Source organism: Janthinobacterium tructae, assembly GCF_006517255.1.
In the GTDB taxonomy this organism is placed as follows: Bacteria; Pseudomonadota; Gammaproteobacteria; order Burkholderiales; family Burkholderiaceae_D; genus Janthinobacterium; species Janthinobacterium tructae.
Map to the genome: position 1 here is coordinate 4996410 of NZ_CP041185.1, position 24337 is coordinate 5020746.

General features: G+C 61.0%; 25 protein-coding genes. 18 read left to right on the forward strand and 7 right to left on the reverse strand.

The window, feature by feature from the left end; genetic code table 11:
- Positions 1-13: 13 nt before the first annotated feature.
- The 3 genes from FJQ89_RS21950 (at position 14) to FJQ89_RS21960 (ending at position 2784) form a co-directional block, all read left to right on the forward strand.
- Positions 14-670 carry a DsbA family protein gene (locus FJQ89_RS21950; RefSeq protein ID WP_141171694.1) on the forward strand — a complete coding sequence of 219 codons (657 nt, stop codon included), beginning with the start codon at positions 14-16 and terminating at the stop codon, positions 668-670.
- Between the two features lie 93 nt (positions 671-763).
- Entirely contained in the window at positions 764-2227 is a 1464-nt protein-coding gene (locus FJQ89_RS21955) for a catalase (RefSeq protein ID WP_141171695.1), read from the forward strand.
- Between the two features lie 176 nt (positions 2228-2403).
- The gene (locus tag FJQ89_RS21960) at positions 2404-2784 is read left to right on the forward strand and encodes a hypothetical protein (RefSeq protein WP_141171696.1); all 381 of its coding nucleotides are present in this window, start codon (positions 2404-2406) and stop codon (positions 2782-2784) included.
- Positions 2785-2837: 53 nt separating this feature from the next.
- On the opposite strand, the gene FJQ89_RS21965 is transcribed toward FJQ89_RS21960, so the two are convergent.
- The 4 genes from FJQ89_RS21965 to FJQ89_RS21980 form a co-directional block, all read right to left on the reverse strand.
- A complete protein-coding gene (locus FJQ89_RS21965; protein WP_141171697.1) occupies positions 2838-6416 on the reverse strand; it encodes an ABC transporter permease/M1 family aminopeptidase in 3579 nt (1192 codons plus the stop codon).
- A gap of 10 nt (positions 6417-6426) precedes the next feature.
- Complete coding sequence (locus FJQ89_RS21970) at positions 6427-7320, reverse strand: ABC transporter ATP-binding protein (RefSeq protein WP_099760708.1); 894 nt, start codon at positions 7318-7320, stop codon at positions 6427-6429.
- Positions 7321-7501: 181 nt separating this feature from the next.
- Positions 7502-8698, reverse strand: coding sequence for an ABC transporter permease (locus tag FJQ89_RS21975; RefSeq protein ID WP_141171698.1), 1197 nt, complete (start codon positions 8696-8698; stop codon positions 7502-7504).
- A 3-nt stretch (positions 8699-8701) separates the two neighbouring features.
- On the reverse strand, positions 8702-9481 hold the full coding sequence (locus FJQ89_RS21980) for an ABC transporter ATP-binding protein (protein WP_141171699.1): 780 nt from the start codon (positions 9479-9481) through the stop codon (positions 8702-8704).
- 148 nt (positions 9482-9629) lie between these two features.
- On the opposite strand from FJQ89_RS21980, the gene FJQ89_RS21985 reads away from it, so the two are divergent.
- The gene (locus FJQ89_RS21985) at positions 9630-10061 is read left to right on the forward strand and encodes a hypothetical protein (RefSeq protein WP_071079494.1); all 432 of its coding nucleotides are present in this window, start codon (positions 9630-9632) and stop codon (positions 10059-10061) included.
- An 86-nt stretch (positions 10062-10147) separates the two neighbouring features.
- The gene (coq7, locus tag FJQ89_RS21990) at positions 10148-10792 is read left to right on the forward strand and encodes a 2-polyprenyl-3-methyl-6-methoxy-1,4-benzoquinone monooxygenase (RefSeq protein ID WP_070222718.1); all 645 of its coding nucleotides are present in this window, start codon (positions 10148-10150) and stop codon (positions 10790-10792) included.
- 109 nt (positions 10793-10901) lie between these two features.
- Here coq7 and FJQ89_RS21995 read toward each other — a convergent pair whose 3' ends face one another.
- Positions 10902-11324 (reverse strand): OsmC family protein, encoded by a 423-nt coding sequence (locus FJQ89_RS21995; protein WP_141171700.1) that lies wholly within the window; start codon positions 11322-11324, stop codon positions 10902-10904.
- A 225-nt stretch (positions 11325-11549) separates the two neighbouring features.
- On the opposite strand from FJQ89_RS21995, the gene rplM reads away from it, so the two are divergent.
- The 5 genes from rplM to erpA all read left to right on the forward strand — a co-directional run bounded on the left by rplM (position 11550) and on the right by erpA (position 14530).
- Positions 11550-11978 carry a 50S ribosomal protein L13 gene (gene rplM, locus FJQ89_RS22000; protein ID WP_010393282.1) on the forward strand — a complete coding sequence of 143 codons (429 nt, stop codon included), beginning with the start codon at positions 11550-11552 and terminating at the stop codon, positions 11976-11978.
- Positions 11979-11987: 9 nt separating this feature from the next.
- Positions 11988-12380 carry a 30S ribosomal protein S9 gene (gene rpsI, locus FJQ89_RS22005; RefSeq protein WP_010393285.1) on the forward strand — a complete coding sequence of 131 codons (393 nt, stop codon included), beginning with the start codon at positions 11988-11990 and terminating at the stop codon, positions 12378-12380.
- A gap of 170 nt (positions 12381-12550) precedes the next feature.
- Positions 12551-13588, forward strand: a complete 1038-nt coding sequence (gene argC, locus FJQ89_RS22010; RefSeq protein WP_141171701.1) for an N-acetyl-gamma-glutamyl-phosphate reductase — start codon at positions 12551-12553, stop codon at positions 13586-13588.
- A 91-nt stretch (positions 13589-13679) separates the two neighbouring features.
- Entirely contained in the window at positions 13680-14069 is a 390-nt protein-coding gene (locus FJQ89_RS22015; RefSeq protein ID WP_141171702.1) for a bactofilin family protein, read from the forward strand.
- Positions 14070-14167: 98 nt separating this feature from the next.
- Positions 14168-14530, forward strand: coding sequence for an iron-sulfur cluster insertion protein ErpA (gene erpA / locus FJQ89_RS22020; protein WP_029496047.1), 363 nt, complete (start codon positions 14168-14170; stop codon positions 14528-14530).
- Between the two features lie 65 nt (positions 14531-14595).
- Here erpA and FJQ89_RS22025 read toward each other — a convergent pair whose 3' ends face one another.
- Together FJQ89_RS22025 and FJQ89_RS22030 are read right to left on the reverse strand one after the other, a co-directional pair.
- Positions 14596-15690, reverse strand: coding sequence for an anhydro-N-acetylmuramic acid kinase (locus tag FJQ89_RS22025; protein WP_141171703.1), 1095 nt, complete (start codon positions 15688-15690; stop codon positions 14596-14598).
- A gap of 123 nt (positions 15691-15813) precedes the next feature.
- Positions 15814-17181 (reverse strand): M23 family metallopeptidase, encoded by a 1368-nt coding sequence (locus FJQ89_RS22030; RefSeq protein WP_141171704.1) that lies wholly within the window; start codon positions 17179-17181, stop codon positions 15814-15816.
- A gap of 154 nt (positions 17182-17335) precedes the next feature.
- On the opposite strand from FJQ89_RS22030, the gene tyrS reads away from it, so the two are divergent.
- The 8 genes from tyrS (at position 17336) to ruvC (ending at position 24331) form a co-directional block, all read left to right on the forward strand.
- Positions 17336-18601 carry a tyrosine--tRNA ligase gene (tyrS, locus tag FJQ89_RS22035; protein WP_141171705.1) on the forward strand — a complete coding sequence of 422 codons (1266 nt, stop codon included), beginning with the start codon at positions 17336-17338 and terminating at the stop codon, positions 18599-18601.
- Positions 18598-19047 carry a D-aminoacyl-tRNA deacylase gene (dtd, locus tag FJQ89_RS22040; protein WP_141171706.1) on the forward strand — a complete coding sequence of 150 codons (450 nt, stop codon included), beginning with the start codon at positions 18598-18600 and terminating at the stop codon, positions 19045-19047. Before tyrS ends, dtd begins: the two co-directional genes overlap by 4 nt.
- A 19-nt stretch (positions 19048-19066) precedes the next feature.
- Positions 19067-19699: a YbhB/YbcL family Raf kinase inhibitor-like protein gene (locus FJQ89_RS22045; protein ID WP_141171707.1), complete on the forward strand. Its 633-nt coding sequence runs from the start codon at positions 19067-19069 to the stop codon at positions 19697-19699.
- A gap of 3 nt (positions 19700-19702) precedes the next feature.
- Positions 19703-20347, forward strand: coding sequence for a histidine phosphatase family protein (locus FJQ89_RS22050; protein ID WP_141171708.1), 645 nt, complete (start codon positions 19703-19705; stop codon positions 20345-20347).
- Between the two features lie 166 nt (positions 20348-20513).
- Positions 20514-21518: a tRNA dihydrouridine synthase DusB gene (dusB, locus tag FJQ89_RS22055; RefSeq protein WP_423245219.1), complete on the forward strand. Its 1005-nt coding sequence runs from the start codon at positions 20514-20516 to the stop codon at positions 21516-21518.
- A gap of 169 nt (positions 21519-21687) precedes the next feature.
- Complete coding sequence (locus FJQ89_RS22060; protein ID WP_008445162.1) at positions 21688-21921, forward strand: helix-turn-helix domain-containing protein; 234 nt, start codon at positions 21688-21690, stop codon at positions 21919-21921.
- 102 nt (positions 21922-22023) lie between these two features.
- A complete protein-coding gene (purH, locus tag FJQ89_RS22065) occupies positions 22024-23610 on the forward strand; it encodes a bifunctional phosphoribosylaminoimidazolecarboxamide formyltransferase/IMP cyclohydrolase (RefSeq protein ID WP_071079484.1) in 1587 nt (528 codons plus the stop codon).
- A gap of 181 nt (positions 23611-23791) precedes the next feature.
- Positions 23792-24331 (forward strand): crossover junction endodeoxyribonuclease RuvC, encoded by a 540-nt coding sequence (gene ruvC / locus FJQ89_RS22070; protein ID WP_141171710.1) that lies wholly within the window; start codon positions 23792-23794, stop codon positions 24329-24331.
- Positions 24332-24337: the final 6 nt, after the last annotated feature.

A 24337-nucleotide genomic window follows, 5' to 3' on the forward strand; every position in this document is an offset into this window, starting at 1 on the left:
CAAGGAGGTCGCCATGCCCACACTGCACTACATTTTCGATCCCCTGTGCGGCTGGTGCTACGGCGCCGCGCCGCTGGTCGAGGCGGCGCGCGCCGTGCCCGGCCTGACGGTGGCCTTCCACGGCGGCGGCATGATGACGGGCAGCAATCGCCGCCAGATCACGCCCGAATGGCGCGGCTATGTGTTGCCGCATGACCGGCGCATCGAGCAACTGTCGGGTCAGCCCTTCGGCGACGCCTATGTCAACGGCTTGCTGAACGACACCACGGCCATGATGGATTCCGCACCGCCGATCACGGCCATCCTGGCGGCGGAAGTCCTGGCCGGCAAGGGCCTGGACATGCTGCAGCGCGTGCAGCGCGCCCATTACGTGGACGGCTTGCGCATCGCCGACCTGCCCGTGCTGCTGGCGCTGGCGCAAGAACTGGGCCTGGATGGCGCCGCCTTCCAGGCCCAGTATGCGCGGCAGGCGGGCGCCGCCACGCAGCAGCACATCGCTGCCAGCCGCGCCTTGCTGGCACAGGTGGGCGGGCAGGGCTTTCCCACGTTCGTGCTCGACGATGGCAGCGGCAAGTTGTCCGTGATCGATATCGGGGGGGTTTTGGGCCAGCCGGCGAAGCTACAGGCGCAATTGGGCGACGTATGCGATGCCCACGGTTGTTCATTGTAAATATCTATTGATTCGATAAAATCAATTATCTTTTCCTTTGTTGTTGACCTCGTTACACTGATTCTATTAGTCAACAACGAAGGAAAAGCAGCCATGCGCCAACAGCCGCCATTCAGTACCGCCTCGGGCATCCCCGTCGCCGACAACCAGAATTCCATCAGCGCCGGCCCCCGCGGCCCGCTGCTGCTGCAAGACTTCCACCTGATCGAAAAACTCCAGCATTTCAACCGCGAGCGCATTCCCGAACGCGTGGTACATGCAAAAGGCTCGGGCGCCTACGGCACCTTTACCGTCACGCACGACATCTCGCGTTACACCAAGGCCAAATTGTTTGCCGAAGTGGGCAAGCAGACGGCCACCTTCGCGCGTTTTTCCACCGTCGGTGGCGAACGCGGCAGTGCCGATACGGAACGCGACCCGCGCGGCTTCGCCGTGCGTTTTTATACGGAAGAGGGCAACTGGGATCTCGTTGGCAACAATACGCCCATGTTCTTCATCAAGGACCCGATCAAGTTCCCCGACTTTGTCCACACGCAAAAGCGCGATCCGCACAGCAACTTGAAATCGGCCGAGATGATGTTCGACTTCTGGAGCCATGCGCCGGAAAGCCTGCACCAGGTCACCATGCTGTTTTCGGACCGCGGCACGCCGGACGGCTATCGTCACATGGATGGCTTCGGCAGCCACACGTATAGCCTGATCAATGCCGAGGGCCAGCGCGTGTACGTGAAATGGCATTTCAAGACGCGCCAGGGCATCAAGAACCTGCCTGCGGCGGAAGCGGGCCGCCTGGCCGGTGCCGACCCCGACTACGCCCAGCGCGACCTGTTCGGCGCCATTGAACGCGGTGATTTCCCGCAGTGGGAAGTCAAGCTGCAAGTGGCGACGCAGGAGCAACTCGATGCATGGGAGCAGCGCACGGGCTGGAACCCGTTCGACCTGACGAAAGTGTGGCCGCACGCCGACTTCCCGCTGCTGCCGGTGGGTATTTTCGAGCTGAACCGCAACCCGGACAATTACCACGCGGAAGTCGAGCAGGCGGCCTTTTCGCCGGCCAATGCCGTGCCGGGCATGGGCTACTCGCCGGACAAGATGCTGCAAGGCCGGCTGTTCGCCTACCACGACGCCCAGCTGTACCGGGTCGGCACGAACCACCAGCATCTGCCCGTGAATGCGGCCCGCTGCCCCTTCCACAACCAGCAGCGCGACGGCGGCATGGCGATCCACAATGGCGGTGCGGCGCAGAATTACGCGAACGTGGCGGCGGCAGGCACGCAGCCGCAAGGGCTGGGCCATGGTGAACCGGCGCTGGCGCTCGACGGCGGCGCGGCCCGCTATGATGGGCGCGGCGTGGAAGACGATTACACGCAGGCCGGCAATCTGTTCCGTCTGATGTCCGTCCAGGCGCAGCAGAACCTGTTCGACAACCTGGCCGGTCCCTTGAGTCTGGTGCGGCCGGAAACCTTGCAGCGTCAACTGGCCCACTTCGACCAGGCCGATCCGGCCTATGGCGCCGGTGTGCGGGCCGCCTTGCAGGCGCGCGGCGCGGCGCAGTAATTGGCGATCACAGGCGGAGCTATCCTGTTCCGCCTGTTGTTGATATAGCCCAAATTGCTGGCAGATATTAAATATTGCCGTATGGACATAATTGTCTTCCATGCGTAGACTTGTCGGTCTGATGATGGTGCCGTCTTCCTGGCGGCATCCTGACTAGAAAGTCTTGCAATATGAATATGGTGAAGCTATCGGTGCATGGGGACGATCCCACGCTCAAATCCATTCTCGAAGTCTTGCCCACGGATCCGGAACGGCAATGGCGCAAGGGCGAGGCGAAGGGCGCGGCGGGGCGCGTGCATCTCGATTCCGGCTTCGAAGTCGTCATCGCGCAGGCGTCCAAAGCGCAAGTGTTGCCCTCGCGCATACGCAGCTACCTGACCGAATGCCGCTCGCGCGGTGTCACGTTCAGCATGCCGCGCATCGTGGCCGAGCTGCAACTGGAGTTGAACGGCGACGACACGCTCGATGCACCGCTGGACCTGACCCTGGCCGACATGCAGCACCTGACGGAGATGGGCATCAGCCTGAGCCTGGTGACGCGCTGCGCCGAGGCTTGATTCCCGTGTGACACTTAAAAAAATGGCCACCTGTTCAGGGAGGCCATTTTTCGTCATGGTTCGTCGAGCTCGACGGTCACCATATTGTCATCCGGCTTGCGGTCGATCAACTTGTTGTCGGGATCAATGCCCGCCTTGCCGGGCCGGCTGCCGACAATGACGGTGTAGCTCGCTTCTCGCGCCGTCATGCGCAGGCGTTCGCGCAGCAGCGGATGGCCATTCGCGTCGTCGACACCGATCTCGATCCAGTCATGCAGGGGCGCATCGTGTTCCTCTCCCTGTTCGCCGGCCGTCAATTTACCCGCCTGCACCTTGAGGGTGACGGCGTACTTGCCATCGCTGCGTTTGGTGGCCGTGGCCGACAGCGCACGGTTGTCGAACAGCACGATTTTCTCGAACAGGTCATCGATCAGGTAAGCCTGCTCGGGCGGCGTGACCTGGCGCAAGCCCTGCACCAGCGCCGTCACGCTCGCATACGGCGGCCCCTTCTGGCCATACGTCTTCAGCAGCTCGCGCAGCACGCCGTTGACCTTGTCTTCGCCGATCATATCCTGCAGCAAATACATGGCCAGGCTGCCCTTGTGGTAATGGATGTAGGCCTGGTTTTCATTCTCGGCCAGCGGCAGCTCCTTCTTGCGCTCTTCGCTGCGCCCCATCAGGTATTGATTCAGGTCATAGCGCAGGAAGCGGCGCATCTTGGCCGGCCCCGTGGTTTTTTTCATCACCATCAGGGCCGAATACTCGGCCAGGGTTTCGCTGAGCACGGTGGCGCCGCGCGTGTTGCCGCCCACCAATTGATGCGCCCACCACTGGTGCGCCACTTCATGCGCCGTGACGTAGAACGGATAGTCGAGGTCCTTCGGGTTCTTGTCGTCCACCTTGGCGATGAATCCCAGGCCTTCCGAATACGGAATCGTGTTCGGGAACGACTGCGCAAACGTGGCATAGCGGGGGAATTCCACGATGCGCAAGACCTTGTGCTGGTAGGGGCCGAAGTTTTTCGTGTAGTACTCGAGCGCTTCCTTGCTGCCACGCACGAAACGATCGAGGTTGTATTCATGGCCAGGATGGTAATACACGTCGATGGCCACATCCTGCCAGCGCTCGTGCCTGACGGCGTAGCGGGCCGACTGGAACGCGTAGAAATTCAGGATAGGCTGGTCCATCGTGTAATGGAAGTAATGGCGGCCCTGGGCGATCCAGTCGTTGTCCAGCATGCCCGGCGCGATGGCCGTCTGGCCGTCGACGGTGCTGACGGTAGCGTCAAAGTTGATGCGGTCGGCGTCCATGCTGACGTAATTGTCGGCCAGTCCCCGTACATCGTCGCGCGGCAAGGCCCGTTCGCGCGCCGGCAAGCCGTGTTTCTTGCGGTCGCGCGGGTCCGTCAATTCCAGCTGCGGCTGGTAGCCGATGTGCGGCAGCACGGCATTCGTGAAGAAGGTGCCGTTGGCCACGACGGGCGTGTCCTGGCCCAGGCCGAAGATGCCGCGCGGCGCGTAGCGGACGTCGAAATCGAGGCCCAGGCTGGCGCCCGGCGCCAGCGGCGCGGCCAGGCGGTAGCTGTAAAAGCCCAGCTTGCCGTCATCGAGGCCGGGGTGCACGCGCGTGTCAAAGCGCAGACGCATGGTGGCGCTGGGGTCTTGCTGCACAAAAATGTGGCTGATCGGCAGGCTGGTCTTGTTTTGCAGCACATAGCGGCCCGTGACGATGAGGGTGCGCTGCGCCGGGTAGATGGCCACGTCGAGTTTCACGTCGGTGATTTTCGGCTGCGGCGTGGCGGCAAACTTGCGGTACTGGCGCTCGACGCTGGCGCGATCCGCATCGCGGGCGAATTCGGACTTGTAATCGTTGGCCACGTGAAAGACGTAGAACAGCACGCCGCCGGCGCCCACGAAAATCAACAGGCCGATGGCAAAGCTGGCCAGCACGCCTTGCGTCAGGCCGTGGCGCGCCAGGCGCAATCGGATGCGCCAGCTATCGTGCGCGCCGCGGGGCCAGAGCAGCAGCGACAGCACCGTCAGCATGATGGCCACGCCGCTCCAGTACAGCAAGTACCAGCGCTCGCGCAACACATAGTGGCCGGCGCCGTTCATGGCCGAATAGATGAAATCCGGCGTGCTGGCGTACAGCAGCAGCGGGTCGCCCAGGCCCAGCGAGGCAAAGCTGATGCTGGCGATGTGGTACAGAATCATGGCGAAATACGCCAGGTACTTGTGATTGATCACTACCTGCAAAAAGATGGCCAGCACGGCGATCAGTGCGTAGTAGGGCAGGTGCGACAGGAACAGCGATTCCAGGTACAAGCCGGGGTCAAGGCGGTAATAGCCCTTGAAGACCTGGATCGACATGCCGCACAGCATGATGACCAGGCTCAGCAATGCCTGCAGGCCGATCAGGGCGAACAGCTTTGACAGCAGCGGCAGCCAGTTCGGCACGGGCAGGGCGTCGAGCATCAGGTGGATGCTGGTCTCGCGTTCGCGCCACACCAGTTCGCCCGCATAGAAGGTGGTAATGATCAGCATGAACAGGGCGAACGAGGCGCTGATCATGTCCAGCACTTTTTCCGTCACCGGATAGGTATTTGTGCCGTATATGGCACCCATGTCGAGCGCGCCCGCATACATGGTCAGCACGCCAGCGAGCACGATGACGACAAAATAGATGTTCTTGATGGTTTCGCGCAGGTTCAGCCAGCTCATCTTGACGAGCAGGGCGGCCAGGTTGCGCTGCGCAAAATCAGGCGCTTCCTGCGTGGACAGCGAAGCGCTCGACAGGCGCAGCGGCACATCGCCGTCGCTGCGGCGCTTGCTGGCGCCCGCGTCCGTCGTGGCGTGGAACTGGAAGCGCCAGTAGCCGAGCAGCAAGGCCACCAGGGCGAAGCCGGACCAGATGGCGCGGTTCAGCAAGTACACGCCCTCTAATGTCACCAGGCGCGTGTTGCGCTCCGCATTCGGCCAGTATTCCGTCAGGCGTATCAGCGCCGTGGTGCCGAAGGGATCGATCAGGGCGGCCAGGGTCTTGTAGTCGAGGTCGCGCGCCAGCGAGGGCGCCACCAGGTAGCCGATCAGCATGACCACCGAGCTGATGTACACGGGCAGCATGCGCCGCGTCAGGGCCGCGATGACGAAGAAGATGGCGCCGAAGATGAACAGGTTCGGCAGCAGGGTAAACACATACGGCATCAGATAGGCCAGCGCGCGCTGCGGCCCCAGCCGTTCGGGATCGATGCCGGGCAGCCAGGCGCCCAGCCAGGCGCCGATGACGATGCTGGAAAACACCACCGCCAGCACCAGATAGGCGCCGAGGAAGCGGCCAAAGACATACTGGTACTTTTTGATCGGCGCACTGAAGAAGAAATGCTGCATGCCGTACTCGAAATCCTGCTGCACCGAGCGGCCCATCATGGCGGCCACCACCACGGCGCCGAAGCAGCCCAGCAGGCTGCACGTGAACGCCAGCGAGCGCGGTGCGTTGATCAGGAACTTGCCGCCGAAACTGATGCTCGCTTCCTTGAAGACGCCGCCGGCGGCAGCCATCCACAGCATGGCCAGGGCCAGGAACATGGCGAAATACACCCAGGTGGACAGCAGCTTGAGCCGCTGTCGCGCTTCAAAGCGGGCGATGGCAAACATGGCCGCCCCCTCAGTCGCACTGCGGGGCAACGCGGTGGCGCCCGGCAATGGTGGCGAAATACAGATCTTCCAGGTCGCCGATGGCTTCCTCGAAGCCGTCGCCCGGGTCGTCGTCGCTGTAGACGTGGATCAGGGTGCGGCCCGACAGCAAGCGCGTGGAAATGACGGCGTGGCGCTGCTGGAAGCTGGCCAGCTCTTTCTTGTCGACAAAACGCGCCCAGATCTTGCAGCTGACTTCGTCGATCAGTTCCTGGGTCTTGCCGCACAGCAGCAAATGGCCCTTGTTGATGATGGCCATGTTGGCGCACAGGTCGGCCACGTCGGAGACGATGTGGGTCGACAGGATCACCGTCTTGTCTTCGCCGATATCGGACAGCAGATTATGGAAGCGCACGCGCTCCTGCGGGTCGAGGCCGGCCGTCGGCTCGTCGACGATGATCAGTTTCGGGTCGCCCAGCAGGGCTTGCGCGATGCCGAAGCGCTGGCGCATGCCGCCGGAAAAGCTGCCCAGGCGCTGGTGGCGCACGTCGAACAAATTGGTTTGCTGCAACAGGCCATCGACGACTTCGCGCCGGCGCGCCCGCTGCGACAGTCCTTTTAACATGGCGAAGTGGTCGAGCAGTTCATACGCCGTCACCTTCGGATACAGGCCGAAGTCTTGCGGCAGGTAGCCCAGCATGCGGCGGATCTCGTCCTTGTCGTCGAGCACGTCGTAGTCGCCGAAGAAGATGGAGCCGGAATCGCACTCCTGCAGGGTGGCCAGGGTGCGCATCAGGGTCGACTTGCCGGCGCCATTCGGGCCCAGCAAGCCAAACATCCCGGGCGGTATCGTCAGCGACACGTTATCCAGCGCCACCACGCCATTCGCGTAGGTCTTCGACAATTTGCGAATCTGCAATTCCATACAACTCCTGACTCATGCGTTGCTGCCCGATGCTACAGGGCTACTCTATGCTGGCATTGTATTGAATTTAAGACGTACTGGGCAGTTGCATGCGATACACGGCATTTTCGCGTACCCAGAGTGCAGTTGGCGGGGGTGGACGGCGGGCCGCTTGCGGCTCTTTCGGCCCGCCATGAGAGTATCAGTTACGGAACAAAACCGACTCCCGGTTGAACCACCAGCGGCACAGCATCAGCAGCGCGCCCGCGATCACCGTGGTCGAGGCCAGGATCACGCCGAACATGCGGTAATCCATGGTGCCCTTGACCAGCTCCTTCATGGCCAGCGACACATTCGTCAGCGGCACCATGGCCCATATCCAGTTCAGCTCGACGCCGGGCAGCATGGCCGCCACGGTGGGCAGGATGACGAACATCATCAAAGGCGTGATCATGCCGGCCGCTTCCTTGTAGCTTTTTGCGTAGATCGAGATCGACAGCAGCAGCGAGGCAAAGATGGCGGCTGTCGGCACCAGCATCAGGGTCACCATGGCCAGGTCGGGCAAGCCGATGCTGCGCACCATGACGGCCATGTTGCCTTCCAGGGAACTGCCGAAGATGGCCAGCAGGGCGCCCATGCTGCCCACCATCAGCACGGCCGACGTCATGCCCACCGTAAACAGCACGAGGAACTTGGCCAGCACGATGGCGCTGCGCGGCACCGGTGCCAGCAGCAGGGTTTCCAGGGTACCCCGCTCCTTTTCGCCGGCGCCCAGGTCGATGGCCGGGTACATGGCTGCCGTCAGGCACACCATCAGCAGCAGATAGGGCAGCATGCCGCCGACGATGGCACCCATCTGCTCGCGCTCGTTGGCCGTCGACTGCTTGTCGAGCACGATGGGGTGCAGGGCGAAGGCCAGTTGGGCCGGACTCAGGTTCAGGGCCGACAGCGCGCTTTCACGCAGGCTGGCGTTGTAGGCCTCGACGATCTCGCGCACCCGCTGCTGGGTCACGTCGACCGTGCTGGCGCTGTTGTAATGCAGAGTGACCTTGGCTTGCTGGTGTTGCTGCAGCGCTTCTTCAAACCGGGGCGGAATGACGACGGCGAACTTGATGCTGTCGTCGCCGATGGCGCGGCGGATGTCGCCTTCGCTGGCCAGCGGCACTTCGCGCAGATTGTGCTGCTGCGCAAAACGCGCGCTCAAGCCCGGCGAATGATCCTTGCCGAACAGCGCGTAGCGCATTTCCGCCGTCTTGGCGTTCTTGAACATATTGCTTGAAACGTAAGCGAAGCCGCCAAAGATCAGCGGCATGGCAAAGATGGGGATGAGGATGGTGAAAATCAGCGTCTTGCGGTCGCGCGTGAGCTCCAGCAACTCTTTCAGATAAATGGTCCACATGGCTCAGGTTCCCTGGTTGATGACGCTGACAAAGGCGTCGTACAGATCGGCACTGCCGCCCAGGTGGCGCAGTTCGCTGACCGTGCCGTTGAAGGCGGTGGTGCCGCGGTTGATGATGCAGACGCGGTCGCACAGCTTTTCCACCTCGTGCAGATGGTGCGTGGAAAAGATCAGCGGCACTCGCAGCGCCTTGTAGCTGGCGATGAAGTCGAGCAGGATCTTGGCCGACATCACATCGAGGCCCGTGGTCGGCTCGTCGAGGATCACCACCTGCGGCTCGTGCACCACGGTGCGGGCGATCGCGCACTTCTGTTTCATGCCGGTCGACAACTGATCGGCCCGCTTGCCGCCGTATTCCTCCATCTGCAGCAGGGCAAACAGTTCGTCGCAACGGCGTTTCAGCTTGTCGGCTGGCATGCCGTGCAGGCGGCCGAAGTATTCCACGTTCTCGCGCGCCGTCAGGCGCCCATACAAGCCCGTCGAGCCGGACAGGAAACCGATGCTCTGGCGCGCCACCAGCGGTTGCCGCAGCACATCGACGCCGTTGACGAGGGCGCTGCCCGCGTCCGCTTGCAGGGCCGTCGACAGCAGGCGCAGGGTGGTGGTCTTGCCGGCGCCATTCGGGCCCAGCAGGCCCAGCACCTCGCCCGGGGAGCAGCTGAAACTGACGTCGCGCACGGCGTGAAACCAGCCATCATGTTCGCGCGGATCGCTGACGTGCACGCCCTTGCCCTTGTGGGGCGGCATGCGGAAACGTTTTGCCAGGTGCTTGACTTCAATCATGTGCTTCATCCATTTGACGGTGAAGAACGAGAGTAGCATGCAAAAAATGTAACTTGCAAGGTGGAAATATCGTTTGGTCTATTGAAAAAAACAGCATCTTCATGCAAGCTGGCCCGGTAGGCGCCGGCGGACGGCGCGGGAGAGTGCAATGCGAACGATCGATCAGGCGATGCAGGACAAGGTACTGGCCGTGGCGCGCGCCGGCATGACCAGTGCCGAAGCCATCGGTTTCTTCCGTGTCAGCCTGGGCTTGTACTACCTGGCCGGCCTGATGACGGAAGAAGCGCTCGATTTCAAGCAGATCGACGCGAAGTACAACCGCTTTATCTACCACTCGCTAGGTGGCGGGCACAGCATTGCTAGCGTGCTGCAATTCATGAGTGGCGAGAAAGTCTTGCGCGTGCTGCAATCGGAGCGTTTTCGCGCCGCGTTTACCGAATACTGCCCGGACATCCCCGTCGACAGCATTTCCTTCCTGATTTCACTGAACCTGGGCGTGGCGAAAAGCCTGTCCGGCCTCGACGCCGTCGGCCCCGTGGTCGATTGGATCGAGCAGGAAAAAGCGCGCACAAGTCAATAAAGCCCCGTTCACCCTGCGCGCGGCGTGGGTACGGCTGGCCGCTCTCATCCTATAATTCATGTTTTCCCTTACATGAATAGCCCACGATGACCGCGAACCGCCATTTTGACCCCCTGGATCGTTTGATTGTTGGTGCCGACAAGGCCTTGCGCGTCATCGCGGGCGTGGCTTCTGCCTCGCGCCCCACTCCGGCCGCGCACGCGCCCGATGCGGAGCTGAGTCCGGCCGAGCAGCGCCACAGCGCCGGCTTGATGCGCGTCAACCACGTGGGCGAAGTGTGCGCACAAGCCCTGTACAACTCGCAGGCGCGCTATGCGCACAGCCCGGCCATCCGTGCCCAGTTCGACGAGGCGGGACGCGAAGAGGAAGACCATCTGGCATGGACGGCGCAGCGCCTGACGGAGCTGGGCTCGCGTCTGAGCCTGCTCAACCCTTTGTGGTATGCGGGTTCCTTTGCGCTGGGCACCATCGCCGCGCGCATGGGCGACGGCCGCAGCCTGGGTTTCGTGGTGGAAACGGAGCGCCAGGTGGAAGCGCACCTGGCCAGCCACTTGCAGGAATTGCCGCCGCAGGACGCCAAGTCGCGCGCCATCGTCAAGCAGATGGCCATCGATGAAGTGGAACACGGCGCCGCCGCGCAGCGATTGGGCGCCATCGACACCCCGGCGCCGGTGAAGGCGCTGATGGGCCTCATGGGCAAAGTGATGACAAAAACGGCGTATTACCTGTAGGTCGGATTAGCGCGGCAATGCCGCGCGTAATCCGACACATTGTTGGCGTTACTGGTATTGTCGGATTACGCGCTGGCGCACCTCGGCGGCCCCGCTAATCCGACCTACCTCATTCCTCGATGATCTCGAACGAGTGCGTGATCTCGGCAGTTTTCGCCAGCATGATCGACGCCGAGCAATATTTGTCGTGCGACAAAGTCACGGCCCGTTCCACGGCCGTCGGTTTCAGGGCCTTGCCCCGCACGGTGAAATGGAAGTGGATCTTGGTAAACACTTTCGGGTCGGTCTCGGCGCGTTCGGCCTTCAGGGTCACTTCGCAGCCACTGACGGCTTCGCGCCCGCGTTTCAGGATCAGCACCACGTCATAGGCGGTGCAGCCGCCCGTGCCCAGCAAGACCATTTCCATGGGGCGTGGTGCCAGGTTGTGGCCGCCGCCATCGGGCGCGCCATCCATGGTCACCAGGTGGCCGGAGCCGGTTTCTGCCCGAAAACTCATGCCCGACGGGCCATTCCAGCTGACTTTGCATTCCATCGTACTCTCCGAAAATTGTAAGCGTTTTGTATTGTAATAGAGGAATGCCTGTCCATGTGCCGCCTGCCAGCCCGCAGCCGGTCTGCATCGTGGCTTGACGCGGCAAGGCAAAGCCGCTTATACTTGTCGGCTTTCCGTTCGCTCAGGAAAAGTAAATAAGGCAGAGTCCGCATAGCAGCATCGGCGGAACCACCATTTGAGCGTGTAATCTATTAGGAAGTCAACATGAAAACATTTTCCGCTAAAGGACATGAAGTCCAGCGCGATTGGTTCGTGGTTGACGCGACGGACAAAGTCCTCGGACGTGTTGCCAGCGAAGTGGCACTCCGACTGCGCGGCAAACACAAACCAGAATTTACTCCTCACGTCGATACCGGCGACTTTATCGTCGTCATCAACGCAGGCAAACTGCGTGTGACCGGTACCAAAGCTACTGAGAAAATTTACTACCGTCACTCTGGCTATCCAGGCGGCATCTACGAAACCAACTTCCAGAAAATGCAACAGCGTTTTCCAGGTCGCGCGCTTGAGAAAGCGGTCAAGGGCATGCTGCCTAAAGGCCCACTCGGCTACGCAATGATCAAGAAGCTGAAAGTGTACGCGGAAGGTTCCCATCCGCACGCTGCTCAGCAACCTAAAGCACTTGTTCTCTAAGGAACTGACATGATCGGTAATTACAATTATGGAACCGGCCGTCGCAAAAGTGCAGTGGCTCGGGTTTTTATCAAAGTTGGCACAGGCTTGATCGTTGTTAACGGCAAACCAGCAAACGAATACTTTTCGCGCGAAACGGGTCTGATGGTCATCCGTCAACCTCTGGAACTGACCGGCAATGTCGAGCGTTTCGACATCAAAGTCAACGTCCATGGCGGCGGTGAGTCGGGCCAGGCTGGTGCAGTTCGTCACGGCATCACCCGCGCTCTGATCGACTACGATGCAGCGTTGAAACCGGAACTGGCTAAAGCCGGCTTCGTAACACGCGATGCACGTGAAGTCGAGCGTAAAAAAGTTGGTCTGCGCAAAGCACGTCGCGCAAAGCAATTCTCGAAGCGTTAATTTCTACGCTACAGCACCTTCCGGGGTGCTGGTCGAAAAGCCGCTGGACTTCGGTCCCGCGGCTTTTTTGCATTTCAGCGGGATGCGCCGTTGCGCTGTAAAATACGCGGAAAACCCGCAGGGGGAGCGTTTCCCTTCATCTTTATGCACTCTATACACAAGGAAAGAACATGATCAAAGTTGGCATCGTCGGCGGCACTGGATACACGGGCGTGGAATTGCTGCGCTTGCTCGCTACCCATCCAGATGTCGAGTTGACGGCGATTACCTCGCGCAAGGAAGATGGCTTGCCCGTTGCTGACATGTATCCTTCCCTGCGTGGCCACGTCAAACTGGCGTTTACTTCGCCGGACAAGGCGAATCTGGAACAGTGCGACGTGGTCTTCTTTGCCACCCCGCATGGTGTTGCCATGGCGCAAGCGCCAGCCCTGCTGGCCGCCGGCGTGAAAGTCATCGACCTGGCCGCCGACTTCCGCCTGAAAGACCAGGCCAAGTTCGAGCAGTGGTACAAGATTCCCCACACGGCACCCGAGCTGATCGAGCAGGCCGTGTATGGCTTGCCGGAACTGAACCGTGAAGACATTAAAAAAGCCAGCCTGATCGCCAACCCCGGTTGCTACCCGACCACCATGCAGCTGGGCTTTTACCCGCTGCTCAAGGCGGGCCTCGTCAATGCGGGCGGCTTGATCGCCGACTGCAAGTCGGGCGTGTCCGGTGCCGGCCGCAAGGCGGAAATCGGCATCCTGTTCTCGGAAAGCAGCGACAGCTTCAAAGCCTACGGCGTCGCCGGTCACCGCCACCTGCCGGAAACGACGGCGCAATTGCAGCGTTTCACGGACGACAAAGTGGCGCTGACCTTCACGCCGCACCTGGTGCCGATGATCCGCGGCATGCATTCGACCCTGTACGCGCAGCTGAACAAGGATGTCAGCAATGAAGAATTGCAATCCTTGTTCGAAGAGCAATACAAGGATGAGCCATTCGTTGACGTGATGCCATTCGGCTCGCACCCGGAAACCCGCTCCACGCGCGGCTCGAACATGCTGCGCCTGGCCTTGCACCGTCCCGAAGGCGGCAATACCGTCATCGTGCTGGTGGTGCAAGACAACCTGGTCAAGGGCGCATCGGGCCAGGCCGTGCAGTGCATGAACTTGATGTTTGGCCTGAAAGAAACAGCCGGTTTGCAACACATCGCCCTGCTGCCGTAAAAATAGGCAGGCGTGCTTGCGCAGGTACGGCGCCTTTTTGCCGGACCTGTGATAAATTGGATTGCCGCCTACCCCCGACAGGATGACGTTCATGTTCGAGCGCAACGCGAAAACCCCCATCGATACTCTGATCGGCGCCTCCACGCGGATCGAGGGCGACGTGCTGTTTTGCGGCGGCTTGCGCATCGATGGCCATGTGCGCGGCAACGTCATCGGCGAGCCAGGCGAGCCCACGCATGTGGTGCTGGGCGAGGCGGGCCGCATCGATGGCGAAGTGCGCTGCTCCAGCCTGGTCGTCAGCGGCGAGATCAATGGCCCCGTGTATGTGTCCGAAATGCTTGAAATCCAGCCAAAAGCCCGCATTGTAGGAGAGGTCTATTACAAGGTGCTGGAAATGCACAGCGGCGCCCAGGTGCAGGGCAAGCTCAGCCGCCACGACAGCGCCGACCCCGTGCTGCACCTGGCCGTGTCGGAAATGTGAGCAGGAACAACACCGTCCAGCCGCGTCAGTGGCGGCCGCAGCGCGAGTTGCGGCAACAGTCTATAATGAGTTAATGTTTTCTAGTAGGAGTGTCCGATATGAATGCCGTCGCTGAAATGCAAGATGTAATCCCTTCACCCATTATCTTTACCGATAGCGCTGCTGAAAAAGTCGCGCAGCTGATCGAAGAAGAAGGTAATCCCGACCTGAAATTGCGCGTCTTCGTGCAGGGTGGCGGCTGTTCCGGCTTCCAGTACGGTTTCACCTTCGACGAAATCGTCAATGAAGATGACACCACCATGGTCAAGAACGGCGTCCAGCTGTTGATCGATTCCATGAGCTACCAGTACCTGGTCGGCGCGGAAATCGACTACAAGGATGACCTGGAAGGCGCGCAGTTCGTGATCAAGAATCCGACAGCCACGTCTACCTGTGGTTGCGGTTCGTCGTTCTCCGTTTAAGTATTAAACGGGGCAAGCAAGAAAATAGCGGATCGATGATCCGCTATTTGTGTTTCTACATCTGCTCAACGCGGATACAGCGCACCGAGCACGCGTAAGCCCGCCGCGCCCGTCACCGCTGGCAAGTTGCCTGGTTTGCGCTGTGTAAAACGCCAGGCCAGCCAGGCAAACGCCAGCGCCTCGACCTGGCTGGGCGCCACGCCCAGCGTTTGCGTCGATGCCACCGTCATGCCCGGCAATTGCCGGGCCAGCGCCGCCATCAGGCTGGCGTTCTGCGCGCCGCCGCCACATACATACACGTTTTCTGCCTGCGCTCCGTCGCGCGCGATGGCATGCGCCAGGCTGGCGGCCGTCAGTTGCGTCAGCGTGGCCTGCACGTCGGCAGGTGTGGCCTGCGGATAGTTGCTCAGCTTGTCCTGTAACCAGTCGGCATGGAACAGGTCGCGGCCCGTGCTTTTCGGTGCCGGCAAGTCAAAATACGGGTCATTGAGCAATTCCGCCAGCATGGCAGGCAAGACTTTGCCCGTGGCGGCCCAGGCGCCGTTGGCGTCGTACGGCTGGCCCAGGTGCCGCATGGCCCAGCCATCCATCAGCGCATTGCCGGGGCCCGTGTCGTAGCCCGTCACCGTGCCGTCCGCGTGCAGCACGCTGATATTGCTGATGCCGCCGATATTGGCCAGCACGCGCGTGTGGCCGGGCAAATTGAAGATGGCCTGGTGAAAAGCGGGCACCAGCGGCGCGCCCTGGCCGCCGGCCGCCACGTCGCGGCTGCGCAAGTCGGCGATGACATCGATGCCCGTCAGTTCGGCCAGCAGGGCCGGGTTGTTCAACTGGCGCGTAAAGCCCAGTTCGGGGCGGTGGCGGATGGTCTGGCCATGCGCGCCGATGGCGGCGACGGCGTCCGGGCCGATACCCGCGTTGCTCAATAGCATGGCGACGCAGTCGGCGTAATGGCCCACCAGTTGATTCGCCGCCAGCGCTTCGCGTTCGATTTCATTCTGGCCGGCACTTTGCAAGGCCATCAGGTCGGCGCGCAGGCTGGCGGGAAAGGCAATATACGCGTCGCCCAGGCTGCGCACGCTGCCATCGTCGGAAAAATCGACCAGGGCGCCGTCAACGCCGTCCAGGCTGGTGCCCGACATCAAACCGATATACAGCATGGGTGTTTCCTTGAAGGCGTCAGTGATGGGTACATTGTGCCGCATTTTCTGGCGTACATAAAATAAAGGCACCGGCCATCTGCATGGGCGGTGCCTTTGACTATTGCCCGAAGGCAGTGTTGCTTAGCGCGACGCCAGTGCCGTGTCGTTTGGACGCAGCAGGGTGAAGCGGTGCATCATGTCGGCCGAGACCATGCGGAAGCGGCTCAGCTCGGCGGCCGTCAGCGGCGCCTGGGCTTGTACGTTCAGCTTGCTTGGGTCTTGTGCCACGCCGCCGACGCGGAATTCATAGTGCAAATGGGCGCCCGTGGACCAGCCGGTGGTGCCGACGTAGCCGATCACATCGCCCTGGCTGACTTTTTGACCTTTTTTCAGGCCCGAAGCGAAGCGGCTCATGTGGGCGTAGGCGGTGGTGTAGTTGGCCCAGTGTTTCAGGACAACAACATTGCCGTAGCCGTTTTGGCTGCCGACGGAATCGACCACGCCGTCGCCCGAGGCGCGGATAGGCGTGCCTGTTGCTGCGGCGAAATCGATGCCCTTGTGCGCTTTCCAGTTGCCGGAAATCGGGTGCACGCGCATGGAGAAGCCGGACGAGATGCGGGAGAATTCGAGGGGGGATTTCAGGAAGGCTTTTTTGAGCGACTTGCCGTCGAAACTGTAGTAACCGCCGCCTTGCTTGCTGGCTGGGTCTTCGAACCAAACGGACTGGTAAGTCGTGCCGCGGTTGGTGAATTCACCGGCCAGGATGCGGCCCGCTCGGACAAATTCGCCATCTTGCCAGAACGTTTCGTAGACGACATTGAAAGAGTCGCCGCGTTTCAGGTCGGAGCGGAAGTCGATATTGGTGGAGAACATTTCCACGATTTGCGCGGAAATCGAGTCTGGCAGGCGGGTGCCGTCCAGGCTGGAGTCGGTGGCGGCGAACAGGGTGGAAGTAATCTTGCGCGCGTGCATTTCAACGCGGCGTTCCAGCTGGGCTGCCACTTCCGTGGCCACGAACTTGTCGCCCTTGCGGGTGATCAGGATGTTCTTGACCGATTTGTCCGTGCCATCGACGAGGGTGGCGCGCATCCAGTTGAGGTCGCCGTTTTCGGTCGTTTGCGCTTGCACGCGCTTGCCCGATTTCAGCAACATCACGCCGCGCGCGATCTTGTCGGTTTTGATGAAATTGGCGGCCGCCGGATCATCCACGCCGAGACGGGTCAGCAGGGTGGCGAGGGTATCGCCGGCGCGGACTTTTTCTTCGTGGGTGAAATTCTGGTCTACCTGTTCCATCGCGGAAATTTGCGAAGCGAGATCAGGCATTTCCAGGTTCTGGGCGATGGACGTGACCGGCAAGTCCGATGCGTCGGGCGCCATGGGCGACACAGCGACTGCGCCGAAGGCGGCCACGGCGAGCAGCACTGCCGACGCGCCGATAATGCGTGCCTTGCGTGTCGTCGTCAGCTGTGTGTACAAGCGTGAGCTTGTGATTTTATGTATAGGGTTCATGCAATCAGTTAAAATTTGCCCTTGAACGTGACCTGAACTAATGCTCTTTGTTATTGTTATTTTGGTTCGTTTTCATACGGCAAGATTGATGGGATCGAGCATTATAACAAACTCCGCAAACCTACTACCATTTTGAGATTTATAGTCAAATTTTATGGAAATCAACACCACCGCATCGCCTGCCAAGGCTAACGCCGCTCAGACCGCACTTCCACTGTCGGACAGAGTACAAGAAGCCCTCGCGATTACCAAGCGTGGCGTCGACGAACTCTTGATCGAAAGCGAATTTGCGCAAAAATTAGCGCGCTCCGAAAAAACCGGTGTTCCACTGCGCATCAAACTGGGCCTGGACCCGACTGCACCCGACTTGCATCTGGGCCACACTGTCGTACTGAACAAGATGCGCCAGCTGCAAAACCTCGGCCATCAAGTCATTTTCCTCATCGGCGACTTCACTTCCATGATCGGCGACCCTTCGGGCCGCAACGTCACGCGTCCGCCTTTGACCAAGGAACAGATCGAGATTAACGCGATGACGTATTTCGCGCAAGCATCTTTAGTGCTGGATGCCAGCAAGACGGAAATCCGCTATAACTCCGAGTGGTGCGATCCGCTGGGTGCGCGCGGCATCATCCAGCTCGCTTCCCACTACACGGTGGCGCGCATGATCGAGCGCGACGACTTCACCAAGCGCTTCCAGGGCGGCATTCCTATTTCCGTGCATGAATTCCTGTACCCGCTGATGCAAGGCTACGACTCGGTGGCCCTGAAATCGGACCTGGAACTGGGCGGCACGGACCAGAAATTCAACCTGCTGGTGGGCCGCGAACTGCAAAAGCAGTACGGACAGGAGCAGCAGTGTATTTTGACCATGCCGCTGCTGGAAGGTTTGGACGGCGTGGAAAAAATGTCCAAGTCGAAGAATAACTACATCGGCATCACGGAACCGGGCAACACTATGTTCGCCAAGCTGATGAGCATTTCCGACGTCATGATGTGGCGCTACTACGAGCTGCTGTCGTGGCGCTCGATCGCTGAACTGGCCCAGCTGAAGCGCGAAGTCGAGGAAGGCCGCAATCCGCGCGATGCCAAGGTTGCATTGGCGCAAGAGATCGTCGCCCGTTTCCACTCGCAGCAGGCGGCCGAAGATGCGCTGGCCGACTTCGTCAACCGCTCGAAGGGTGGCATTCCCGACGATATCCCGGCAGTGACCCTGGCTGGCGCGCCGCTGGGCATCCCGCAATTGCTGAAACAAGCGGGTCTGTGCCCATCGACGTCGGAAGCCATGCGCAAGATCGACCAGGGCGGCGTGCGCATCGACGGCACCGTCATCAGCGACAAGGGCTTGCAAGTGGCGGCAGGCGAATTCGTGTTGCAAGTTGGCAAGCGCAGTTTCGCGCGCGTCACCCTGACGGCATGATCGCGCTGCTGCAGCGCGTTACCCAGGCGAAAGTCGACGTTGCCGGCGCCACTATCGGCGCCATCGACGCCGGCCTCATGGTGCTGGTGTGCGCCGAGCGTGGCGATACGGAAAAGGAAGCGGACGCCTTGCTGACCAAGCTGCTCGGCTACCGCGTGTTTGCCGACGAGGCGGGCAAGATGAACCGCAGCGTGACGGACGTGGCTGGCGGCTTGCTGCTGGTGCCGCAGTTCACGCTGGCGGCCGATACCAAGTCCGGCACGCGCCCGTCGTTCACGCCGGCGGCCGCGCCGCAGGACGGCTTGCGCCTGTTCACGCATTTCGTGGAGCAGGCGCGCCACCGCCATGCGAGCGTGCAAACGGGGCAGTTCGGCGCCGACATGCAGGTGTCGCTGACGAATGACGGGCCCGTCACGTTCTGGCTACAAGTGAACGCAAAACAATAACGATAAAAAGGAGCAAGCGATGAAATTGTGGAGCGAGACGTTTCGTGATGGCGGCCTGATGCCGGCCGACAATGCCTTTGCCGAGATCGATCCGGCCAGCCGCGTGCGCCTCGCCGGCAACCGCAATCCCCATCTGGCCTGGGACGAGGTGCCGAACGGCACCGAGTCGCTGGCCCTGTTCTGCATCGACTCCGATGCGCCGCAAGACGCCAGCCTGGCCAACCGCGACGACCAAGCCCTGCCGCTGACGGCGCCGCGCGGCGATTTTTATCACTGGAGCTTGCTCGACTTGCCGCCCGCCATGCGGGTTGTTGCCGCCGGGGAGTTTTCCAGCGGCATCACGCCGCGCGGCAAGGCGGCCGGCACTGTGTTGCGCGAGGGCATCAACGACTACACGGGCTGGTTTGCCGGCGATCCTGACATGGCCGGCGACTATTACGGTTATGATGGTCCGTGCCCGCCGTGGAATGACGAGCGCATCCACCATTATATTTTCCGCCTGTATGCGCTCGACGTGCCGCGCCTGGCCTTGCCCGAGCGTTTTACTGGGCAGCAAGCCCATGCCGCACTCTACGGCCACATCCTCGACGAAGCCCAGCTCGTCGTTGCCTACTCGCTCAACCCCGAGCTGGCACTTACCCTGAAGAAATAAAGCATGAGCACCACGATCTTACTGATACGCCATGGCGAAACGGCCTGGAATGCGGGCCGCCGCCTGCAGGGCCATATCGACATCGCCCTGAACGAGGCGGGCCTGGCGCAAGCTTGCGCGCTGGGGCAGGCGCTGGCCGATGAGCCGCTGGCCGCCATCCTCGCCAGCGATCTGCAACGCGCGCAGCAAACGGCGCAAGCCGTGGCCGATGTGAAAGACTTGCCCGTGCAGACGGACCCCTTGCTGCGCGAGCGCTGCTATGGCGCTTTCGAAGGCTTGCTGTATGCCGATATTGCCGCACGCTATCCGCACGAGTATGCGCAATGGCAATCGCGCCAGATCGATGCCGTGATGCCGTCCGGCGAGCGCGATGCCGAGAGCTTCCGCCAGTTTTATGCACGCGCGAACGGCGCCATCTCCCGCTGGGCCGAACAGTATGACGGCCAGACGATCGCCATCGTCGCGCATGGCGGCGTGCTCGAATGCGCCTTCCGCGAGGCGGTCGGCATGACGCTCGACAGTCCACGCGACTTCCAGGTGAAAAATGCCAGCGTCAACCGGTTTTCGTATGCGGATGGCAAGCTGCATTTAGTGCACTGGGGAAATATCGAACATCTGAGCGCGCCCGCGATGGACGAGCTGGGCTAAGAGCGCTCTAAGCGGCCCCATCGTCACTCTGACGCACTGATCGAAAAAAATAGTGCTTATTAATTAGGCAGGGAATCGGTTAAAATAGCAGGTTCCTCCGTCCATTCCAGGTTCTTCAGTGCAAATCGGCCCTCACATTCTGCGCAACAACGTTTTCGTCGCTCCCATGGCGGGCGTGACGGATCGGCCTTTCCGCCAGTTGTGCAAGCAGCTGGGTGCCGGCTATGCCGTGTCGGAGATGGCGGCGTCGAATCCGCGCCTGTGGGCGACGGAAAAAAGCACGCGCCGCACGGACCACGAAGGCGAAATGGAGCCGAAAGCCGTGCAAATCGCCGGTGCCGATCCGCAAGACCTGGCCGATTGCGCCAAGTTCAACGTGGACCGGGGCGCGCAGATCATCGACATCAACATGGGTTGCCCCGTGAAGAAGGTGTGCAACAGCTGGTGCGGTTCGGCCTTGCTGCAAAACGTAAGCCTGGTCGAAAAGATCTTGCACGCCGTCGTCAATGCCGTCGACGTGCCCGTCACCCTGAAATTTCGCACGGGCTGGAACCGCGAAAACAAGAATGCCCTGACCATCGCCCGCATCGCCGAGCAGGCCGGCATCCAGATGCTGACCTTGCACGGCCGCACGCGCGCCGATGGCTACAAGGGCGATGCCGAATATGAAACCATTGCTGCCGTGAAAGCTTCGGTGGGCATCCCCGTGGTGGCCAACGGCGACATTACGAGTCCGGAAAAGGCCCGCTTTGTGCTCGATCAAACGGGCGCCGATGCCGTCATGATCGGGCGTGCGGCGCAGGGCCGGCCGTGGATTTGCCGCGAGATCGACCATTTTCTGCGCACCGGCACCTTATTGCCGGCGCCCTATGTGGATGAAGTGCGCACCCTGATGGATGAGCATTTGCGCGCCCATTACGCGTTTTACGGTGAATTTCTCGGCGTGCGCACGGCGCGCAAGCATATCGGCTGGTACGTCAAGGATCTGGAAGGCGGCGAGGCGTTCCGACAGCAAATGAACTTGCTGGAGTCGACGGACGCGCAATTGCTGGCCGTGGATCAATTTTTTGAGTCGCAATGGAAATTTGGCGAACGGTTACAATACCGCCTCTCCGAATCCAGTGAAAGTGGCCTGATCGATGTGATCAAACCTACGGCCACGGCAGCATGAGCAGATAGCAACAAGCAGGGTAGTCAGTTACCAGCAGTACAAGGGCGAGCGCCTATATACAGAGCGTCATGCAATATTAATTACAACACCGAGGCAAGAGGGCAGCACGCGGACCGCATGAGCGGCGCGGCGCCCGATGGCCTGGTGTTCAGCCGGTTGAAGCATAAAAATGAGCAAAGAAAGCATTCAGGAAGTCGTACAGAAAAGTCTAGAAGATTACTTCAATGACCTGGGCGAACAGCAAGCATCGAATATCTATGACATGGTCGTGCTGACCGTGGAAAAGCCCATCCTGGAAGTCGTGATGACACGCGCCGATGGCAACCAGTCGCACGCCGCGCAGATGCTGGGCATCAACCGCAATACCCTGCGCAAGAAATTGCAGGAGCACGGTTTGCTGTAATGCCGGCATGCAAGTGACGCCAAGATTTGAATCCGCCGCCGCCTCAGCCAGACGACTGAGCGGCGCCATTCGCCAAGAACACTTAACCACCTAGCCACAGCCATGATCAAACAAGCTCTCCTCTCCGTTTCCGACAAGACCGGCGTTCTCGAATTCGCCCGTGCCCTGTCCGCCCTCGGCGTCAACCTCCTGTCCACCGGCGGCACCGCCAAATTGCTGGCCGACAACGGTGTTCCCGTCACGGAAGTTGCCGATTACACCGGTTTCCCGGAGATGCTCGATGGCCGTGTGAAGACCCTGCACCCGAAAGTGCACGGCGGTATCCTGGCGCGCCGCGATTTCCCTGAGCACATGTCGAAACTGGTCGAGCACGACATGCCGACCATCGACATGGTGGTGGTCAACCTGTACCCGTTCCAGGGCACGGTCGCCAAGGCCGATTGCACGCTGGAAGACGCGATCGAAAACATCGATATCGGTGGCCCGACCATGCTGCGTTCGGCGGCCAAGAATCACAAAGATGTGGTTGTCATCTGCGATCCGACCGACTACGACGCCGTGCTGGCGGAGCTGCGCTCGGCCGACGGCACGGCCGGCACGGTCAGCTACGACACCAAATTCATGCTGGCGAAAAAAGTCTTTGCGCACACGGCGCAATACGATGGCGCCATCACCAACTACCTGACCAGCCTGGGCCCGACGAAAGTGCACGCCGAGCGCGGCGCTTATCCGCAAGTGTTGAATGTTGCATTTGAGAAAGTGCAAGACATGCGCTACGGTGAGAATCCACACCAGAGCGCCGCCTTTTACCGTGACCTGGTCACCATCGATGGCGCGCTGGCCAACTACCGCCAGCTGCAAGGCAAGGAATTGTCGTACAACAACATCGCCGATGCTGATGCGGCCTGGGAATGCGTGAAGAGCCTGGGCGGTTTCGAGCAAAGCGCCGCCTGCGTCATCGTCAAGCATGCGAACCCATGCGGCGTCGCCCTGGGCAAGAATGCGGCCGAAGCGTACGCGCGCGCCCTGCAGACGGACCCGACCTCCGCGTTTGGCGGCATCATCGCGTTTAATACCGAACTGGACGGCGCTACCGCCGGCGAAATCGCCAAGCTGTTCGTGGAAGTGCTGATCGCCCCATCGTTCTCTGCTGAAGCGAAACAGATTCTGTCGAGCAAGCAAAACGTGCGCATGCTGGAAATCCCGCTGGGCAGCGGCGTCAACGCCATGGACTTCAAACGCGTCGGCGGCGGCTTGCTGGTGCAATCGCCGGACGCGAAAAACGTCGGCATCGGCGACTTGCGCGTGGTTAGCAAGCTGCAGCCTACGCCGCAGCAATTGTCCGACCTGATGTTCGCCTGGAAAGTGGCGAAATTCGTCAAGTCGAACGCCATCGTCTTCTGCGGCAATAACATGACCCTGGGCGTGGGCGCTGGCCAGATGAGCCGTATCGACTCGGCCCGCATCGCTTCCATCAAGGCGCAAAACGCGGGCTTGTCGCTGGCCGGTTCCGTGGTGGCGTCGGACGCCTTCTTCCCGTTCCGCGACGGCCTCGACGTCGTCGTCGATGCGGGCGCGACCTGCGTGATCCACCCGGGCGGCTCCATGCGCGACCAGGAAGTGATCGATGCGGCGGACGAGCGCGGCGTGGTCATGCTTTACACGGGAACGCGTCACTTCCGTCATTGATAGTGAAGAGAGTAGGTCGGATTAGCGGGGCCGCAGGCCGCGCGTAATCCGACAAGCGCAGTTGGCGACGCATGTCGGATTACGCGCACCGCTAATCCGACCTACGGCTTCTCTGAAAAGTACTCAGCGGCAGGCACCGGTTATTCACCGGTGCCTGCCGTATTCATTATAGAATCTGGCGATGATTATTCTTGGCATCGATCCTGGCCTGCGCACGACCGGCTTTGGGGTCATTGAAAAACACGGCAACAAGCTGCGCTATATCGCATCGGGGACCGTCAAGACGGGTTCCGAAGGGGAGTTGCCGCCGCGCCTGAAGATCATCCTGCAAGGCGTGAGCGAAATCGTCGGCACCTACCAGCCCGACTGCGCGGCCATCGAAAAAGTGTTTGTCAACGTCAACCCCCAATCGACCTTGCTGCTGGGCCAGGCGCGCGGCGCGGCCATTTGCGCGCTGGTCCACGCCGACCTGTCGGTGGCCGAATACACGGCCCTGCAAGTGAAACAGGCCGTCACGGGCCACGGCAAGGCGGCCAAGGAGCAGGTGCAAGACATGGTGTCGCGGCTGCTGTCACTGCCCGGCTTGCCCGGCACGGATGCCGCCGATGCGCTGGGCGTGGCCATTTGCCACGCCAACAGCATCGATGCGCTGGCCATGCTCGGCGCGCTGGCACCGCAGCTGCAGGGGCTGCGCATGAAGCGCGGCCGTTTAGTTGGATAATCACTC

Coding starts and splice junctions, on each gene's coding strand:
- FJQ89_RS21950 (WP_141171694.1), top strand. CDS start 14: ATGCCCACACTGCACTACATTTTCGATCCCCTGTGCGGCTGGTGCTAC.
- FJQ89_RS21955 (WP_141171695.1), top strand. CDS start 764: ATGCGCCAACAGCCGCCATTCAGTACCGCCTCGGGCATCCCCGTCGCC.
- FJQ89_RS21960 (WP_141171696.1), top strand. CDS start 2,404: ATGGTGAAGCTATCGGTGCATGGGGACGATCCCACGCTCAAATCCATT.
- FJQ89_RS21965 (WP_141171697.1), bottom strand. CDS start 6,416: ATGTTTGCCATCGCCCGCTTTGAAGCGCGACAGCGGCTCAAGCTGCTG.
- FJQ89_RS21970 (WP_099760708.1), bottom strand. CDS start 7,320: ATGGAATTGCAGATTCGCAAATTGTCGAAGACCTACGCGAATGGCGTG.
- FJQ89_RS21975 (WP_141171698.1), bottom strand. CDS start 8,698: ATGTGGACCATTTATCTGAAAGAGTTGCTGGAGCTCACGCGCGACCGC.
- FJQ89_RS21980 (WP_141171699.1), bottom strand. CDS start 9,481: ATGATTGAAGTCAAGCACCTGGCAAAACGTTTCCGCATGCCGCCCCAC.
- FJQ89_RS21985 (WP_071079494.1), top strand. CDS start 9,630: ATGCGAACGATCGATCAGGCGATGCAGGACAAGGTACTGGCCGTGGCG.
- coq7 (WP_070222718.1), top strand. CDS start 10,148: ATGACCGCGAACCGCCATTTTGACCCCCTGGATCGTTTGATTGTTGGT.
- FJQ89_RS21995 (WP_141171700.1), bottom strand. CDS start 11,324: ATGGAATGCAAAGTCAGCTGGAATGGCCCGTCGGGCATGAGTTTTCGG.
- rplM (WP_010393282.1), top strand. CDS start 11,550: ATGAAAACATTTTCCGCTAAAGGACATGAAGTCCAGCGCGATTGGTTC.
- rpsI (WP_010393285.1), top strand. CDS start 11,988: ATGATCGGTAATTACAATTATGGAACCGGCCGTCGCAAAAGTGCAGTG.
- argC (WP_141171701.1), top strand. CDS start 12,551: ATGATCAAAGTTGGCATCGTCGGCGGCACTGGATACACGGGCGTGGAA.
- FJQ89_RS22015 (WP_141171702.1), top strand. CDS start 13,680: ATGTTCGAGCGCAACGCGAAAACCCCCATCGATACTCTGATCGGCGCC.
- erpA (WP_029496047.1), top strand. CDS start 14,168: ATGAATGCCGTCGCTGAAATGCAAGATGTAATCCCTTCACCCATTATC.
- FJQ89_RS22025 (WP_141171703.1), bottom strand. CDS start 15,690: ATGCTGTATATCGGTTTGATGTCGGGCACCAGCCTGGACGGCGTTGAC.
- FJQ89_RS22030 (WP_141171704.1), bottom strand. CDS start 17,181: ATGAACCCTATACATAAAATCACAAGCTCACGCTTGTACACACAGCTG.
- tyrS (WP_141171705.1), top strand. CDS start 17,336: ATGGAAATCAACACCACCGCATCGCCTGCCAAGGCTAACGCCGCTCAG.
- dtd (WP_141171706.1), top strand. CDS start 18,598: ATGATCGCGCTGCTGCAGCGCGTTACCCAGGCGAAAGTCGACGTTGCC.
- FJQ89_RS22045 (WP_141171707.1), top strand. CDS start 19,067: ATGAAATTGTGGAGCGAGACGTTTCGTGATGGCGGCCTGATGCCGGCC.
- FJQ89_RS22050 (WP_141171708.1), top strand. CDS start 19,703: ATGAGCACCACGATCTTACTGATACGCCATGGCGAAACGGCCTGGAAT.
- dusB (WP_423245219.1), top strand. CDS start 20,514: ATGGCGGGCGTGACGGATCGGCCTTTCCGCCAGTTGTGCAAGCAGCTG.
- FJQ89_RS22060 (WP_008445162.1), top strand. CDS start 21,688: ATGAGCAAAGAAAGCATTCAGGAAGTCGTACAGAAAAGTCTAGAAGAT.
- purH (WP_071079484.1), top strand. CDS start 22,024: ATGATCAAACAAGCTCTCCTCTCCGTTTCCGACAAGACCGGCGTTCTC.
- ruvC (WP_141171710.1), top strand. CDS start 23,792: ATGATTATTCTTGGCATCGATCCTGGCCTGCGCACGACCGGCTTTGGG.